We start from the raw sequence: 15,084 nt of genomic DNA, 5'->3' as shown, positions 1-15,084 counted from the left end.
CATCAATGTCTCAGCAGATGGATAACCGCGCCTGGGCGGGATTGCTGTTCCTCTCGGTGCTGTGGGGCGGCTCGTTTTTCTTCGTCGGCGTGGCGGTCACGGAAGTCCCGCCGCTCACCATTGCCGCGATCCGCGTGCTGCTGGCGGCTGTCATACTGCAGATCGTGCTGCGGCTCTCCGGGCTGGTCCTGCCCTGGCGGCGCGAGGTCTGGCAGGGCTTCCTCGTCTCGGGCCTGCTCAACAACGCCATTCCCTTCAGCCTGTTCTTCTGGGCGCAGAGCCAGATCCCGAGCGGCCTCGCCTCGATCCTCAACGCGATGACGCCGATCTTCACGGTGCTGGTGGCGCATGTCTTCACCGCGGACGAGAAGCTGACGCCGCCCCGGCTGCTGGGCGTGCTGATCGGCTTCACCGGCGTCACGGTGATGATCGGCACCGATCTGCTGTCGGGCATCGGCCATAACGTGCTGGCGCAGGGCGCCTGCCTGCTGGCGACCCTTTCCTATGCCCTCGGCGCGGTCTACAGCCGCCGCTTTTCGCGGCTCGGCGTGGCGCCGATGCAGGTGGCCGGCGGCCAGTTCATCGCTTCCTCGGCGATCCTGGTGCCGCTGGCGCTTCTGGTCGAGCAGAGCTGGCAGATCGCGACGCCGTCCTGGCCGGCCATCGCGGCGATCGTCGCGCTTGCGGTGCTCTCCACCGCCCTTGGCTTCGTGATCTACTTCCGCGTCATGACGGTGGCCGGCAGCAACGTCAACCTGGTCACCCTGCTGGTGCCGGTCAGCGCCATCCTGCTCGGCGCGCTGGTGCTGGGCGAGCAGCTGGCGCCGCGCCATTTCGCCGGCATGGCGATCATCGCGCTCGGCCTCCTCGCCATCGACGGGCGGGTATTGTCTCTTATCCGTCGCTCGCGGGCCTGACGGGCATATTCAGCCCGGCGTGTTCTCCGGCGCTTCCTGCCGGCGGCGGAAGCCCTGCAGGCCGGCCTCGTCCATCTCGGCCTGTTCGCGGCGCTCCTGCTTCTGGCGCTCGCGGCGCTCCCAGTTCTCGAGCACGAGTTCGTATTTCTTCAGCTCGCGGAAGGCGGCGTTGACCTCTTCCTGGGCCGCGGCGATGCGGTCGATCACCTCCTCGCGCGAGGCTTCCAGATTGGCGCGGCGCTCGCGGTTGGCCTTGCGGTAATTGGCGAAGCCGAGGCTGGCCTCGTAATGCTGCGTCGCGACCTTGCGCTCGTGTTCCAGTTCCTCGTCCAGCTTCACCATCTGGCGCTCGATGCCGCTGCGCAGGATCTCGAGGTCGACGACGATGCGCCGACGCTCGTCCAGGCGCCATTTCCACAAACGGATCAGTCCATCCACGCCGCGCATCTGCCGTTACCTCAGTTCGCGGCTTCGCCTTCGAGGAAGATTTCTGCCAGCCGGGCATAGCCCGAGGCGAGGTCGGCGCGTTCGGTCTTCTGCTGCTTGAGGAAGGCCTCCAGCAGCGGCTGGTAACGGATCGCCTCGTCCACCTTGGGATCGGAGCCCATGCGATAGGCGCCGAGCCGGATCAGCTCGGCCATGTCGTCATAGGTCGCCATCAGCTGCCGCGCCCGCGTCACCAGCATGTTCTCGTCTTCGGTGTTGCAGCCCGGCATGGTTCGGGAGATCGAGCGCAGGATGTTGATTGCGGGATAGCGGCCGCGCTCGGCGATGCTGCGCTCCATGACGATATGGCCGTCGAGAATGCCGCGGGTGGCGTCAGCGATCGGCTCGTTATGGTCGTCGCCATCCACCAGTACCGTGAAGAGTCCGGTGATGCTGCCATCGCCGGTGCCGGGGCCGGCGCGTTCCAGCAGGCGCGGCAGTTCGGCAAAGGTGGTCGGCGGATAGCCCTTAGTGGTCGGCGGTTCGCCGCCGGAGAGGCCGATCTCGCGCTGCGCCATGGCGAAGCGGGTGACCGAGTCCATCAGGCAGAGCACCTGCAGCCCCTGGTCGCGGAAGTATTCGGCGACGGCAAGGGTCATGTAGGCGGCCTGGCGGCGCACCAGCGCCGGCTCGTCCGAGGTCGCGACCACGATCACGGTGCGCGCGAGGCCCGCCTCGCCGAGATCGTCCTCGATGAATTCCTGCACCTCGCGGCCGCGCTCGCCGATCAGGCCGACCACGTTCACGTCGGCCTCGGTGTAGCGCGCCATCATCGAGAGCAGCACCGACTTGCCGACGCCGGAACCGGCGAAGATGCCCATGCGCTGGCCGCGGCAGCAGGAAATGAAGGTGTTGATCGAGCGCACGCCGAGATCGATCTTGCGGCCGACCCGCTTGCGCGAATTGGCCGGCGGCGGGTTGGCCCGCAGAGGATAGGGGCGGGTGCCGTTGGCGAGCGGCAGGCCGCCGTCGAGCGGGCGGCCGAGGCCGTCGATCACGCGGCCGAGCCAGCTGTGGTCGGGATAGATCACCGGCTGGTCCTCGGCCACCACGGCGCGGCAGCCCAGTCCGACGCCTTCCAGCGAGCCATAAGGCATCAGCAGGGCGCGGTTCTGGCGGAAGCCGACCACTTCGCATTCCACCTCGCGATGGTCGCGGGTGGCGACCCGGACCCGGCTGCCGATGGAGAGATAGCGTTCGACGCCGGCAATCTCGACCAGCAGGCCCTGGATGGACGTCACCCGGCCGGTGAAATTCACGTCCTTGATCCGGTCGAGGTCCATCAGGAGAGAGTGCATCGGCGGCCTGGCGTTAACGGAATGGCGTCAAGAAAAAGAGCCTACAGGTCAAAGCCTTAATTGCGGGTAAAGCCGGCCGTCCGGCGCGGAAAACCGGGCCTGATTGAGACCCGTTAACCTTTACGAATCTTAATATGAATCGCTTCCGCGCGCCTGCTACACCCCGAATTGTCCGAAGGACATTAACTTTATTTATTAACCATGGTAAATTGCCCGGCGATTCGGGCAGGCCAGCTGGGGGGTGCCATGCGAGTACTGCTGATTGAAGACGATGCCGCCATGGCGAAAAGCATCGAGATGATGCTCGGCCAGGAAGGCTTCAACGTTTACAAGACGGAATACGGCGAAGAGGGTCTCGACCTCGGCAAGCTGTACGACTACGACATCATCGTCCTCGACCTCAATCTTCCCGACATGCACGGCTACGACGTGCTGAAGAAGCTGCGCGCGGCAAAGGTGAATACGCCGATCCTGATTCTCTCGGGGATGGGCGAGGCGGACAAGAAGGTGAAGGGCCTCGGCTTCGGCGCCGACGACTACCTCACCAAGCCCTTCAACAAGGACGAGCTGGTTGCCCGCATCAATGCCATCGTGCGGCGCGCCAAGGGCCATTCCCAGTCGGTGATCAAGACCGGCAAGCTGACCGTCAACCTCGACGCCAAGTCGGTCGAGGTGGAAGACGGCCGCCTGCATCTCACCGGCAAGGAATATGCCATGCTCGAGCTGCTGTCGCTGCGCAAGGGCACGACGCTGACCAAGGAGATGTTCCTGAACCATCTCTATGGCGGCATGGACGAGCCGGAACTGAAGATCATCGACGTCTTTATCTGCAAGCTGCGCAAGAAGATCGCGGCTGCGACCGGCGGCGAGAATTACATCGAGACGGTCTGGGGCCGCGGCTATGTGCTGCGCGACCAGGTCGAGCCGGTGCCTTCCAGCAAACGCCAGATGGCGATGGCGCGGTAGGCACAGCATCGCGTGAGTTTGAAAAAGCCGGCTTCATGCCGGCTTTTTTTATCGCCGCAGATCCGGCCAGAAGCGGGCGTCGGCGCGGGCCAGGCCGCCGCTCAGGCCCACCGGTGTGCCATCGGCGCGCCAGCAGGCGGCGCCGGTCATCGTGCCGTCGTCATGGAAGGCGATGGCATTCATGCCGCCACCGACATGCGGCACCGTCACCACGTCATGGCCGCGTTCCCGCAGCGCCTCCCGCACCGCCGGCGCGAAGCCCTCCTCGACTTCCACGGTCTGGCCCTGGGTCCAGAGCCGCGGAGCCTCGACAGCCTCCTGCAGGCTCATGCCGTGGTCGATCAGGTTGATCACCGCCTGCATGGCCGAGCCGAAGATGCGCAGGCCGCCGGGCAGGCCAAGCGCGAAGGCCGGTTTCCCGTCCTTCAGCGCGATCAGCGGCGCCTGGCTGGTGGTGATGCGTTTGCCCGGCTGCACCGACAGCGCTTTGCCGGGATGCGGGTCGAACAGGTACATGTAGTTGTTCGGGATGATACCGGTGCCGGGCAGGATGAAGCGCGCGCCGAACAGCGAATTGATCGTCTGCGTCGTGCTGATCACATGACCGTCGCGGTCGGCGACGGTGACATGGGTGGTGTTGGCGGATTCCCCGGCAGCGACCCCCGCACTCCAGCTTTGCGCCCTTCCGAGGTCGATGCTGGCCCGCCGCTCGGCGGCATAGTCTTTCGAGATCAGCCTCTCCACCGGCACCTGGACGAAGGCGGGATCGGCGGTGGCCGCGGCGCGGTCGGCGAAAGCGATCTTCAGCACCTCGGCGACCAGATGCAGATGGTCAGCCGAGCCGAAGCCCATGGCGGCGATGTCATACCCTTCCAGGATGTTGAGCATCTGCAGCACATGCACGCCGCCCGATGACGGCGGCGGCGGGCCGACGATCTCGAAGCCGCGATAGGGACCGCGCACCGGCGCGCGCTCGACGGTGCGGTAAGCGGTCAGGTCGTCAAGCGTGAGGAAGCCGCCGGCCTGCGCGATCGCCGCCGTGACGCTTCGCCCCAGCGTACCGCCATAGAGGATATCCGCACCCTCGCGGGCAATGCCGCGCAGGGTCCCCGCATAGTCGCTCTGCACCAGCCGGTGCCCCGCCGGAGCCGGCTTGCCACCGGGGAGATAAAGCCGCGCGATCTCGGCATCGCGCGCCAGATCGGCGGCGCATTCCTCGATGCAGGAAGACAGATAGGGCGTGACCGCGAAGCCGCGCGAGGCATGGCGTATGGCCGGATCGATCACGTCGCCGAGCGGCAGGCGGCCGAAGCGTGCCAGCGTCTCGCACCACGCTTTCAGATTGCCCGGCGCGGCGACCGCCCGGGGGCCGACGGCATTCTCGCGGCCTTCGGTTTCCAGATAGTCCGGTCCGGGCATGTCGCTGACCGGGCGATACGTGTCCGGGCCGGTGGCGGCCGGTGCGGTGCTCAGGCCGTCGATCACGGTATGCGTGCCGTCGGGCAGGCGGATATGCGCCATGCCGCCGCCGAAGATGCCAACCATCATCGGCTCGACGACGGTAAGCGTGAACAGCGCGGCAATCGCTGCATCCACTGCATTGCCCCCGGCTGCCAGCATCTCGGCGCCGGCTGCCGACGCCAGCGGATGATTGGTCACTACCATGCCGCGGCTGGAGGTCGCCGGCTGCTTCTCGCACCGGAAGGGCGATGCCGCCCGGGCCCGCCAGCTCATGGCGCAAACCGCAGGGCGAGCGTGGTGGCCGTCGGTTCCGCCTGCAGCCGATAGCTGACGGAAGCGGCAAGACGGACGGCGTAGCGTGCCATGGCGCCATGCGGTTCGCGCGGCGGCGCGGCGCCGCCGTCCAGCGCCGCCGCCACTTCCTCGGTCCAGCGCAGCATGGGCCCCTGCGCCTCGATCTGCCATGCGGTCCCGTTCGGCAGCAGGGCCATGCTGCCGCCGCGCGGCAGCGCCTGGGCCGCCAGCGCGAGACCGATCAGCAGGGCCTTGCCCAGCGGCTTCGGCAGGCTCTGCGCCGTCGCATCGGGCGTGCTGACCGCAACCTTGCCGCCGGCGAAATAGTCCCTGGCGACGCGGTTCAGCTCCTCGAGGCCCATCGGCTCGTCCGTGCCGCCCGAGGCGCCCAGCGCGAAGCGGAAGAAGGCCAGCCGTCGCGCGGCGTCACTAGCCGATTGTGCGATCAGGCCGAAGGCCTCGTCGCGCATTGCCGGATCGGTCTCCTCGGCCAGCAGTTCGACGCCGTTGTTGATCGCGCCGATGCTGCCGGCCAGGTCATGGCACAGGCGCGAGCAGATCAGGGCGACAAGATCGAGGTCGTCGGCGGACATCCGTCATTCTCCGGCAAATCGCAGAATCTACAAATCACGGCGCTGCATGGTGGCAGGACACTGCAACCCTGTCTAAGATGGATGCTGCATGCGATCAACGGCAAGCCGACAGGAATGACGATGCTGGCGCCCTATGCTCCGGGCGACTGGGTGGAAAACCCGCTTGAGCCCGACTGGGGTCCCGGACAGGTGCAGTCTGCCATCGGTGCGCGTGTGACCGTGAATTTCCTTCATGCCGGCAAGCGGCTGATCAACACCGATCAGGTGCCGCTCGTGACGATCGACGAGCCCGACGACGCGGCATGACGGACTCTGAAATCGAACAGCTCGGCCCGGCCCTCCTGACGCTCGCCTATGATGCGGGGCGGGCCGTGATGGCGGTCTATGCCACCGAATTCGAGCGGCGGGTGAAGGACGATCACAGTCCGGTGACCGATGCCGACGAAGCGGCGGAAGAGATCATCCTGGCCGGCCTTGATCGCCTCACGCCGGGCATGCCGGTGATCGCCGAGGAAATGGCCGCCGCCGGCCGGTTGCCGGCCATCGGTGAGGGGCCGTTCTGGCTGGTGGATCCCCTGGACGGCACGCGCGAATTCATCGCCCGCAACGGCGAGTTCACCGTCAACATCGCGCTGGTCTGCGAGGCAAAGCCGCGCCTTGGCGTGGTGCTGGCGCCGGCGCAGCGCAACACCGCCTGGCTCGGCCGGCCCGGCGGTGCCTTCCGCTTCACCGCGCCGGACTCCGTCGGCGAGCCGGTCGCCGCGCGCGTGGCGCCACCCTTCGCTGCGGTGGCGCTGGTCAGCCGCTCCCATCGCGAGAAGGAAGTCGAGGCCTGGCTGGCGCGGCAGGACCGGGTGCAGACGGCCTCCGTCGGCTCGTCGCTGAAATTCTGCCGCATCGCCGAAGGCGCGGCCGACTTCTATCCGCGCTTCGCCTCCATCTCGGAATGGGATACCGCCGCGGGTCAGGCGGTGCTTGAGGCGGCCGGCGGCGAAGTGGTGACCTGGGACGGCAAGCCGCTCACCTACGGCAAGCCGGGTTTCCGCAATCCCGGTTTTCTCGCCAGGGGCCGCAGCTGATCAGCTGATCGCCACGTCCACCAGGATGGCGGAGAAATGGCAGGCGGCTGCCGCGAGCACGAAGATGTGCCAGATCGCCGTCTGGTAGGGCAGTCGTTCCCAGAGATGGAAGATGACGCCGAGGCTGTAGAGCGCGCCACCGGTGCTCAGCAGGATAAGTCCCGCGGTTGAGGCGCCGTTCAGCAGCGGCTCGAAAGCCACCACGACGCTCCAGCCCAGCAGCAGATAGGCCACCACCGACAGGCCGTCATAGCGCAGGGGATAGCAGAGCTTCATCGCCGCGCCGACCAGCGCCACGGTCCAGACGAAGGCGAGCAGGCCATATCCCCAGGTGCCGCCGATCACCACCAGTGCCAGCGGCGTGTAGCTGCCGGCGATCATGATGAAGATCGCGGCATGGTCCAGCCGGCGGAAGCGCGCCTTCCAGGTGATGTGATGGGTCATGTTGTAGAGGGCCGAGCAGGCCAGCATGGCAAGCAGGCCAAGGCCGTAGATGCCGAGCCCGACCAGCCGCGGCCATTCCGGCTGCAGCAGGGCGAGAATGGCCAGCGTGACGCAGGCGCCGACGCCGAATGCCAGGCCGATCAGGTGAACCACGGCATCGGCAAGATATTCGGCGCGGCTGCATTGACGGACCATGGCATCTCCTTCGGGGCATTTACTGCGGCTGAAGGCGAAGATAGTCCGGTCATTGGGTCGGAAATATGACAGCGTCGGTTTTCACCGGCATGTCACAGCCGGCCGCCGCTCAGCGGTCCAGCTCGTCGACATAGGCGTCGGCCTCGGCGGCCTGGAAGCCGCGCAGCTCGGCATAGCGCAGCAGCTGCTCGGGGCTGAGCAGGTCGCGGGTCGCCAGATGTGCCCGCAGCCGCGCCGCGCGCCGCTGCGCCTGCAGCGCGCCGATCCGCGCGGTCAGGCCGTCGATGCGGCCGATATCGATGACGTTGTCCATGAAGGCGCGGTCGAGCCGGGCTTCCTCGGCCTGGATGCGGCGGCCGATCGTGGCGATCTCGGCATCGAGTGCCTGCTGCAGTTCGTGCAGCCGGAGCCGCTGGTCCTGCGACAGGCCGAGATCGTTGGCGAGAAAGATGGCGGTATGCGGCGCGGGAAACAGGTTGCGTTCGGCGCCGGAGACGTCCTCGGCATTGACCGGCACGACGACAGGCGCGGCAGCGGCCGTCTCGCCGGTGTCGTTCTGTGTGGTGTGGTGGCGGCCGATGGCACCGAGCCCGATTCCCGCAGCCAGAGTCAGGGCAAGCGCCGCGATGGCGGCGATGCGTCGCATTTGGCTGACCTCCGATGAGTGATCCCGTCCGTGATGTGGCACGGGATATGGAGTCAGTATGCGGGGAAGGGAAGTCCTCAGTCGGTGATGGTGATCACGCCGTCGTCCGGTTGTTCGGCATAAACGCGCATCACATCGGCGTGACGGCGCTCCAGCGTGGCGCGCTGGTTGATATAGCCCTTGTCGGTGATCTCGTTGGCGTCGATCGAGGGCGGTTCGCTGAGCAGCAGGATGCGGCGGATGCGCATGGAGGAGCCGCTCTGGCTTGCATTGTATGCGGCGAGCTTCTGCGCAATCTGCCGGTGCAGATCCGCGTCCGGCATGCTCTTGGCCGCCGCCGTGGGCCAGGCGAGCAGGGCGATGTAATCGCGATCCTGGCCGCAGACCACGGCATCCTGCAGCAGCGGCGAGCAGGCGGCCAGAGCCGCGACGCGAATGCCGCCGACATGCACCCATGTACCGGTGGTGAGCTTGAAGTCCTCGGCGATGCGGCCGTCGAAGACAATGCCGCGCGCGGGATCGGCCTCATCGGCCAGCCTGCAGGCATCGCCGATGCAGTAGAAGCCGTCCGGATCGAAGGCCGCCTGGGTCTGCTCCGGCTGGCCGATATAGCCCGGCGTCACGTTGGGGCCCTTGACGCGGACTTCCAGCTTGCCGCCCGAGGGCACGCATTTGAGCTGCACGCCGGGCACCGGCACGCCGATCACGCCGGCGCGCTCGATCGGGAAATGCGCCGCGGTGGCCAGCGGCGCCGTTTCGGTCGAGCCCCAGGAGGAGGTCATGGTGACGCGCTTGCCCAGCGTACGGATCGAGAGTGTTTCCAGCCGCGCCCAGAGATCGGGCGGCAGGGCCGCGCCGGCGTAGAAGATCAGGTCGAGATTGCCGAAGAAGCGCCGGCAGAGTTCCTCGTCCTTCTCCAGGAAGGGCACCAGCATCGAATAGCCGGCGGGCACGTTGAAATAGATGCTGGGCGACACGTCGGCGAGATTGGCGACGGTCTTCTCGACCAGCCCGGGCGCCGGCTTGCCGTCGTCGATATACATCGTGCCGCCATGGCGCAGCACCAGGTTGAAATTGTGGTTGCCGCCGAACGTGTGGTTCCAGGGCAGCCAGTCGAGCAGCGTCAGCCGCTTCTTCTCCAGGAAGGGCCAGATCTGGGCCAGCGCCTGCTGGTTGCTCACCATCATGCGGTGGGTGTTGATCACGCCCTTGGGCAGGCCGGTGGAGCCGGAGGTGAAGAGGTACTTCGCCACCGAGTCCGGGCCGATCGCGGCGAAGCGCGCATCGACCGCGTCCGTCGGCCTGGTGTCGAGCAGCGCCTGCAGCCTGGTGCCCGCCGCGCCGTCGGAGCTGACCACCTCGACGCGGTCGAGCGGCAGGCTCTGCAGCACCCGGGTGAACATCGCGGCCTTCTCGGCGAAGACCACCTTCGGCCGCACCAGCTTGTAGATGTGGTGCACCTTGGCGAAATTGTCGCTCATCAGCGAATAGGCGACGCTGACCGGTGCCACCGGCACGCCGGCGACGAAGCCGCCAAGCATCATCAGCGCGTGATCGATGCTGTTGCCCGAGAGGATCAGGACCGGCTGGCTCTGGTCCAGTCCGCGATCGATCAGCGCCTGGGCGATGCTGCGCGCATAGGCCCAGGCCTGGCCGTAGGTGACCTTGCGCCAGCCGCCGTTGCCGTCACGCTCGGCGAGGAAGAGGCCGTCGGGCTGCGTCTGCGCCTGGCGCTGCAGCAGAAGGCCGATATGGGCATCGTAGTCGCCGAGGGCCTCCTCCGATTCCAGCAGGAAGCCGCCGCCGGGCAGCGGCGTGCGCCTGATCCGCGGCGTGGCAAGCTCCAGATGCAGGAATGGCGGCTTTTCGGCGGCAATGACGCCCATGGTTTCCTCCCTGCTGCTCGTTTTGTAAGGCAGCATTACAATCTTGGTCCGATCATAACCGCGCGGCGAAGCCACGCAAGAGGGAATCCGGACGTTTACGCGTTGACGTCGATGACGACCCGGCCGCGCACCCGGCCGGCGAGAATCTTCGGCGCCAGATCCAGCACCGCCGACATCGGATGCACTTCGGTCATCTGGCCGAGCTTGCCGCGCGGCAGGTCCTGCGCCAGCTGCCACCAGGCACGCTTGCGCCTGTGCATCGGCGCCATCACGGAATCGACGCCGAGCAGGCTGACATTGCGCAGGATGAAGGGAAACACGCTGGCCGGCAGGTCGGCGCCGCCGGCAAGGCCGCAGGCGGCGACCCAGCCGCCGTATTTCATCTGACTGAGCACGGTGGCGAGCGTCTGGCCGCCGACGGAATCCACCGCCGCCGCCCAGCGCTCCTTGGCCAGCGGCGGGCCTTTCTGGCTGAGTTCCTCACGGGCGATGAAGCCGCTGGCGCCCAGCGAGGTCAGATACTCATGCGTCTCCGGCCGGCCGGTGGAGGCGATCACCTTGTAGCCGCGCCGCGCCAGCAGGGCGACGGCGACCGAACCGACGCCGCCGGCGGCACCGGTGACCAGCACCTCGCCGCCGTCATTGGGGTTGAGTCCCGCATCCTCCAGCGCCTGGACGCAGAGCATGGCGGTGTAGCCCGCCGTGCCGATCGCCATGGCTTCCTGCAGGGTGAAGGCGTCGGGCAGGCGCACCAGCCACTCGCTCTTCACGCTCTGGAATTTGGAATAGCCGCCCCACTGCGTCTCGGACAGGCCGTAGCCGTTCACGATCACCTTGTCGCCCGGCTTGAATTCCGGATTGGCCGAGACGACGACGGTGCCGGCGAGGTCGATGCCGGCGACCATCGGCAGCTTGCGCGCGATGCGGCCGCCGGTCAGCGCCAGACCGTCCTTGTAGTTGAGCGTCGAATAGGCGACCTCGACCAGCACGTCATGCTGGGGCAGGTCCTTCTTGGTCAGCTCCTTGAAACCCGCCTTCGGCTTGCCGTCGACCTCTTCGATGACGACGGCGCGGAATGTCTCGGCCATGCTTTCAACCTTCTTTGATCGTCATCCCCGCGACAGCGGGGATCCAGAGCGACGGACAGACCGGGTTCCCGCCTTCGCGGGAACGACGAGGCACCCTACCGCAGCGGCTCGAGGATCGAGACGTAGTTCGCCACCGCGACGCCCCCCATGTTGAAGACGCCGCCCAGCTTGGCGTTCTTCACCTGGATGTCGCCGGCGGTGCCGGACAGCTGCATGGCGGCCATGACATGCATCGACACGCCGGTGGCGCCGATCGGATGGCCCTTCGACTTCAGGCCGCCCGAAGGATTGACCGGCAGCTTGCCGTCCATCTGGGTCCAGCCTTCCTTGATCGCCTTGGCGCCCTCGCCCGGCTTGGTGAGGCCCATCGCCTCGTATTCGATCAGTTCGGCGATGGTGAAGCAGTCATGGCTCTCGGCGAAGGAGAGATCCCAGATGCTCAGGCCAGCCTCGCCCAGCGCATCGGCCCAGGCCTTGGCCGGACCCTCGAAGGCGATGACGTCGCGCTTGGCCATGGGCAGGAAATCCTGCACATGCTTCGCGGCGCGGAAGGCGATCGCCTTCTTCATGCCGAGCGCGGTCTGCACGTCGGTCAGCACGAGCGCGGCGGCGCCGTCGGACACCATCGAGCAGTCGGTACGGCGCATGCCGCCCACCACCAGCGGGTTCTTGTCCGAGACCGTGTTGCAGAACTCGAAGCCGAAATCCTTCTGCATGTGGGCGAGCGGATTCTTCGAGCCGTTCTTGTGGTTCTTCGCCGCGATCATCGCGGTCGCATCCGACTGGTCGCCGTAGCGCTGGAAATACTGCTTCTGGATCGCGTCGAAGACGCCGGCGAACCCGCCCTCGTTGAAGACCTCCGTCTTCTTGTAGCTGGCCTTGACAAGGATGTTGCCGACCACGTCGGTGGGCGTGGAGGTCATCTTCTCGACGCCGACGCAGAGCACGAAGCGCGCCCGCTTCGCCGCGATCAGGTTGAGGCCCTGGTAGATGGCGGCCGAGCCGGTGGAGCAGGCATTCTCGACGCGGGTGGCCGGCTTGAAGCGCAGGGCGGGATCGGCCTGCAGCACCAGCGAGGCGGTGAAATCCTGCTCGATCAGCCCGCCGTTGAAATGGCCGAGATAGATGGCATCGACATCCTTCGGCTCGATGCCGGCGTCCTTGATCGCGTTGACGGCGACCTCGACGATCAGGTCCTCGGCGTCGCGGCCGTCGAGTTTGCCGAACTTGCTGTGGCTCCAGCCGACGATGCAGGCGGTCATCTATCTCTCCATTCTCCGGGTGTTTTCTCTGACGGTTAAGAGAGTGTGCGGGCCGGAACAAGTCAACGGGCGGCGCCGGCCGGGAATGCGGTGTCGCCGGGTGTTTCCGGAGCGCCGGCCGCGTCCCGTCCGGAGCCTGTTCGATCCCGTTGAAGCCCGTTGAGTCCCGTTCGATGCCAGTTCAGTCCTGTTGGAGGCCAGTTGAATCCCGTTGAGAGCCAGTTGAGTCCCGTTCAGTCCCGTTGAATCCCGCATAACCCACTGGCCTCCCGTGCCAAACCATTGAATTTCCGTCTGTCGTATCGGCCTTTGACGCCTTGCCTGCCGGTCAGAGGCTCTTTTTTAACCAGTCCTGACGCCAGCTCAGGACTGGTGGTCAGCGTTAGAGAGAACAATAATAGAACATTATCCTCTAATGTCAAGCCTGATGCCGCTGCCCTCTATTGGCAGCCGCCTGTCACGAGTGCCAATTTTTCTTTTAGAAACAAATTCTTATTGCAAACCGCCGAACATTGGCGGCAGGCTTGGATTGTATGAGGCAGGCCCCGTCCGGTCCGGCATCCTCCTGCAGGGCGCCGGCGGGCGCGGCTCCGCAGAATGCAGGAGGCAAGCATGGTCGATCTGTCGTTTGTCCCCGGAGAACCGGAAACCCCCGAGCAGCAGCGTCTGGACAAGCTGCTGCGCTACCATCTCACCACGGCGGAAATCCTGTATCACATGCCGGACCATCCCCGGCTGCTGCAGAGCTATATCTGGCAGGAATACGATCTGGCGCCGAAATTCCCCGCCCTGAACCGGTTCCTCGGCTTCTGGGAAAGCCAGCTGGACGGCAAGCTGCATTCGGTGCGGGTGGTGTCGGCCCGGCTGGTCAGCCCGGCGGAATACCGCGCCGCCGCTGCCAGCTACGACCTGCACTAGGCCGGACCCCGAGCCGGCCGGCCTGCCGGCGCTGGAGCCGGCAGGCCGATATGCTAGGGTGCGCGGCGATTCCGCCGCTGCCCGAGCTGTCCATGTCCCTCATCCAGTATCTGCATGACTCCGCCGACCTGATCCGCCTGGCCGCCACGCCGGAAACCGCCGCGCAGGTGGATGCCGCGATCGGTCGCATCGCCGCCGCGCTGAAGGACGACCGGCCGCTGCTGGTCTGCGGCAATGGCGGCTCGGCGGCGGATGCCATGCACATTGCCGGCGAGCTGGTCGGGCGTTTCCTGAAGGAGCGCCGGGCGCTGAACTGCATCGCGCTGGGCGCCGACCCCGCCGTCGCCACGGCCTGGAGCAACGATTACGATTACGCCTCGCTGTTCGCCCGTCAGGTGCAGGCCTATGGCCGCGACGGCGGCGTGCTGCTGGGGATCAGTACCTCGGGCAATTCCGCCAATGTGCTGCAGGCCGCCGAGGCGGCCCGGGCGAAGGGCATGGCGGTGATCGGCCTGACCGGCCAGGGCGGCGGCCGGCTCGGCCCGCTCTGCGACATCCTGATCGCCGCGCCCTCGCGCCACACGCCGCAGATCCAGCAGATCCACGGCTGCCTGTATCACTACATCTGCGAACAGGTGGAAGCGCGGCTGGCGGGGTGAGTCGCCTGCCGGAACGGCGACGGGTTCATTCTTTCTTAAAAAGAATCTTTCTAACTGTGCCTGCCCGCATGGCGCCTGGCGGATATCGCCGGACAGCGGAGGGGTGCGGCCCCATTGCCGCGGTTCAGGGATACAGTCGGCATGGCAGGACTCACCTTCCAGGATTTCAAGAAGCTCGTGGAAACCTACGAGCAGCGCATGCCGGTGCTGGCCGTCAAGGTCAAGGACCACAAGTTTTCGATGTGCACGCCGAACCTCAAATGCCTGGGGTTCGCGGCGACGGCCAACGAGCGGGAGCCGGCGACCAATGCCTGGATCTACGGCTTCCGCCCGGGGGAGATTTTCTTCGATGTCGGCGCCAATAACGGATTGTACGGACTGATCGCTGCGGTCGTGTCCGGATGCGAGGTGCATGCCTTCGAGCCGCATTTCGCCAGCTATTACGTGACGACCCGGAACATCTATCTCAACAAGCTCGAGAACCGCATGTTCTGCTATCCGATCGCCGTATCGGACCAGGACGGGGCGGGAAAGCTTTTTCTCTCCAGCGTCACGGCGGGGAAATCGCTGAACAATTACGGCAACGCGCGGCCGTCGGACGATCCGATCTGGAATGCCATGATCCCGCAGGGCGCGGTCTCGATGAGCCTGGATTCCTTCATCGAGAAAACCGGCATCGTGCCGCATCATGTCAAGATCGACGTGGACGGGCTGGAGCCGCAGATCATCCGGGGTGCGGCGCGGCTTCTGCAGAATCCGAAACTGCAGAGCATGATGGTGGAGGCAATGGAATCCATACCGGAACATGCCGCCATCCACGACATCATGCTGGCGGCCGGCTTTTCACGCTTTATTAAGGACGCGGCCGGTAATTTCTACTTCCGCGACTAGA

Annotated in this window: 16 protein-coding genes; 7 read left to right on the top strand and 9 right to left on the bottom strand. The window is 66.2% G+C overall.

Annotated features, from left to right (window positions below; translation table 11 throughout):
* The first annotated feature begins 5 nt into the window (after positions 1-5).
* The gene (locus VKZ87_RS02665) at positions 6-917 is read left to right on the top strand and encodes a DMT family transporter (protein ID WP_324219699.1); all 912 of its coding nucleotides are present in this window, start codon (positions 6-8) and stop codon (positions 915-917) included.
* A 9-nt stretch (positions 918-926) separates the two neighbouring features.
* Here the strand turns inward: VKZ87_RS02665 and VKZ87_RS02660 are convergent, their stop codons facing one another.
* Positions 927-1,364, bottom strand: coding sequence for a flagellar FliJ family protein (locus tag VKZ87_RS02660; RefSeq protein WP_324219698.1), 438 nt, complete (start codon positions 1,362-1,364; stop codon positions 927-929).
* Positions 1,365-1,375: 11 nt separating this feature from the next.
* The gene (gene fliI / locus VKZ87_RS02655; RefSeq protein WP_324219697.1) at positions 1,376-2,701 is read right to left on the bottom strand and encodes a flagellar protein export ATPase FliI; all 1,326 of its coding nucleotides are present in this window, start codon (positions 2,699-2,701) and stop codon (positions 1,376-1,378) included.
* A 246-nt stretch (positions 2,702-2,947) separates the two neighbouring features.
* Here fliI and ctrA point away from each other — a divergent pair, with 246 nt between their 5' ends.
* Complete coding sequence (gene ctrA / locus VKZ87_RS02650; RefSeq protein WP_324219696.1) at positions 2,948-3,667, top strand: response regulator transcription factor CtrA; 720 nt, start codon at positions 2,948-2,950, stop codon at positions 3,665-3,667.
* 48 nt (positions 3,668-3,715) lie between these two features.
* Here ctrA and ggt read toward each other — a convergent pair whose 3' ends face one another.
* Positions 3,716-5,401 (bottom strand): gamma-glutamyltransferase, encoded by a 1,686-nt coding sequence (gene ggt / locus VKZ87_RS02645; protein WP_324219695.1) that lies wholly within the window; start codon positions 5,399-5,401, stop codon positions 3,716-3,718.
* A complete protein-coding gene (locus tag VKZ87_RS02640; protein ID WP_324219694.1) occupies positions 5,398-6,015 on the bottom strand; it encodes a histidine phosphotransferase family protein in 618 nt (205 codons plus the stop codon). The genes ggt and VKZ87_RS02640 overlap by 4 nt, the downstream gene beginning before the upstream one ends.
* An 81-nt stretch (positions 6,016-6,096) precedes the next feature.
* Here VKZ87_RS02640 and VKZ87_RS02635 point away from each other — a divergent pair, with 81 nt between their 5' ends.
* Entirely contained in the window at positions 6,097-6,321 is a 225-nt protein-coding gene (locus tag VKZ87_RS02635) for a DUF3553 domain-containing protein (RefSeq protein ID WP_324219693.1), read from the top strand.
* Positions 6,318-7,094 (top strand): 3'(2'),5'-bisphosphate nucleotidase CysQ, encoded by a 777-nt coding sequence (gene cysQ, locus VKZ87_RS02630; protein WP_324219692.1) that lies wholly within the window; start codon positions 6,318-6,320, stop codon positions 7,092-7,094. The genes VKZ87_RS02635 and cysQ overlap by 4 nt, the downstream gene beginning before the upstream one ends.
* Here cysQ and trhA read toward each other — a convergent pair whose 3' ends face one another.
* From trhA to VKZ87_RS02605, 5 genes are all read right to left on the bottom strand, one after another.
* Entirely contained in the window at positions 7,095-7,733 is a 639-nt protein-coding gene (gene trhA / locus VKZ87_RS02625; protein WP_324219691.1) for a PAQR family membrane homeostasis protein TrhA, read from the bottom strand.
* Between the two features lie 109 nt (positions 7,734-7,842).
* On the bottom strand, positions 7,843-8,379 hold the full coding sequence (locus VKZ87_RS02620) for a Spy/CpxP family protein refolding chaperone (RefSeq protein WP_324219690.1): 537 nt from the start codon (positions 8,377-8,379) through the stop codon (positions 7,843-7,845).
* Between the two features lie 77 nt (positions 8,380-8,456).
* The gene (locus VKZ87_RS02615; RefSeq protein ID WP_324219689.1) at positions 8,457-10,265 is read right to left on the bottom strand and encodes a feruloyl-CoA synthase; all 1,809 of its coding nucleotides are present in this window, start codon (positions 10,263-10,265) and stop codon (positions 8,457-8,459) included.
* A 95-nt stretch (positions 10,266-10,360) separates the two neighbouring features.
* On the bottom strand, positions 10,361-11,353 hold the full coding sequence (locus VKZ87_RS02610; RefSeq protein WP_324219688.1) for an MDR family oxidoreductase: 993 nt from the start codon (positions 11,351-11,353) through the stop codon (positions 10,361-10,363).
* A 95-nt stretch (positions 11,354-11,448) separates the two neighbouring features.
* Positions 11,449-12,615: an acetyl-CoA acetyltransferase gene (locus VKZ87_RS02605; RefSeq protein WP_324219687.1), complete on the bottom strand. Its 1,167-nt coding sequence runs from the start codon at positions 12,613-12,615 to the stop codon at positions 11,449-11,451.
* Between the two features lie 612 nt (positions 12,616-13,227).
* On the opposite strand from VKZ87_RS02605, the gene VKZ87_RS02600 reads away from it, so the two are divergent.
* The 3 genes from VKZ87_RS02600 to VKZ87_RS02590 all read left to right on the top strand — a co-directional run bounded on the left by VKZ87_RS02600 (position 13,228) and on the right by VKZ87_RS02590 (position 15,083).
* Positions 13,228-13,533, top strand: coding sequence for a Usg family protein (locus VKZ87_RS02600; protein WP_324219686.1), 306 nt, complete (start codon positions 13,228-13,230; stop codon positions 13,531-13,533).
* A 92-nt stretch (positions 13,534-13,625) separates the two neighbouring features.
* A complete protein-coding gene (locus VKZ87_RS02595; protein WP_324219685.1) occupies positions 13,626-14,192 on the top strand; it encodes a D-sedoheptulose-7-phosphate isomerase in 567 nt (188 codons plus the stop codon).
* A 141-nt stretch (positions 14,193-14,333) separates the two neighbouring features.
* On the top strand, positions 14,334-15,083 hold the full coding sequence (locus tag VKZ87_RS02590) for an FkbM family methyltransferase (protein WP_324219684.1): 750 nt from the start codon (positions 14,334-14,336) through the stop codon (positions 15,081-15,083).
* Position 15,084 lies beyond the last annotated feature (1 nt).

The sequence above is a fragment of the Ferrovibrio sp. genome (assembly GCF_035304305.1).
GTDB lineage: Bacteria > Pseudomonadota > Alphaproteobacteria > Ferrovibrionales > Ferrovibrionaceae > Ferrovibrio.
The sequence above is the reverse complement of the archived record's forward strand: the minus strand, read 5'-3'. Positions and strand labels throughout refer to the sequence as shown.

What these genes read in the sequence shown, in the direction of transcription:
- VKZ87_RS02590 (WP_324219684.1), top strand. Translation starts at nt 14,334, where the DNA reads ATGGCAGGACTCACCTTCCAGGATTTCAAGAAGCTCGTGGAAACCTAC.
- fliI (WP_324219697.1), bottom strand. Translation starts at nt 2,701, where the DNA reads ATGCACTCTCTCCTGATGGACCTCGACCGGATCAAGGACGTGAATTTC.
- trhA (WP_324219691.1), bottom strand. Translation starts at nt 7,733, where the DNA reads ATGGTCCGTCAATGCAGCCGCGCCGAATATCTTGCCGATGCCGTGGTT.
- VKZ87_RS02610 (WP_324219688.1), bottom strand. Translation starts at nt 11,353, where the DNA reads ATGGCCGAGACATTCCGCGCCGTCGTCATCGAAGAGGTCGACGGCAAG.
- ctrA (WP_324219696.1), top strand. Translation starts at nt 2,948, where the DNA reads ATGCGAGTACTGCTGATTGAAGACGATGCCGCCATGGCGAAAAGCATC.
- VKZ87_RS02660 (WP_324219698.1), bottom strand. Translation starts at nt 1,364, where the DNA reads ATGCGCGGCGTGGATGGACTGATCCGTTTGTGGAAATGGCGCCTGGAC.
- cysQ (WP_324219692.1), top strand. Translation starts at nt 6,318, where the DNA reads ATGACGGACTCTGAAATCGAACAGCTCGGCCCGGCCCTCCTGACGCTC.
- ggt (WP_324219695.1), bottom strand. Translation starts at nt 5,401, where the DNA reads ATGAGCTGGCGGGCCCGGGCGGCATCGCCCTTCCGGTGCGAGAAGCAG.
- VKZ87_RS02620 (WP_324219690.1), bottom strand. Translation starts at nt 8,379, where the DNA reads ATGCGACGCATCGCCGCCATCGCGGCGCTTGCCCTGACTCTGGCTGCG.
- VKZ87_RS02640 (WP_324219694.1), bottom strand. Translation starts at nt 6,015, where the DNA reads ATGTCCGCCGACGACCTCGATCTTGTCGCCCTGATCTGCTCGCGCCTG.
- VKZ87_RS02615 (WP_324219689.1), bottom strand. Translation starts at nt 10,265, where the DNA reads ATGGGCGTCATTGCCGCCGAAAAGCCGCCATTCCTGCATCTGGAGCTT.
- VKZ87_RS02605 (WP_324219687.1), bottom strand. Translation starts at nt 12,615, where the DNA reads ATGACCGCCTGCATCGTCGGCTGGAGCCACAGCAAGTTCGGCAAACTC.
- VKZ87_RS02665 (WP_324219699.1), top strand. Translation starts at nt 6, where the DNA reads ATGTCTCAGCAGATGGATAACCGCGCCTGGGCGGGATTGCTGTTCCTC.
- VKZ87_RS02595 (WP_324219685.1), top strand. Translation starts at nt 13,626, where the DNA reads ATGTCCCTCATCCAGTATCTGCATGACTCCGCCGACCTGATCCGCCTG.
- VKZ87_RS02600 (WP_324219686.1), top strand. Translation starts at nt 13,228, where the DNA reads ATGGTCGATCTGTCGTTTGTCCCCGGAGAACCGGAAACCCCCGAGCAG.
- VKZ87_RS02635 (WP_324219693.1), top strand. Translation starts at nt 6,097, where the DNA reads ATGCTGCATGCGATCAACGGCAAGCCGACAGGAATGACGATGCTGGCG.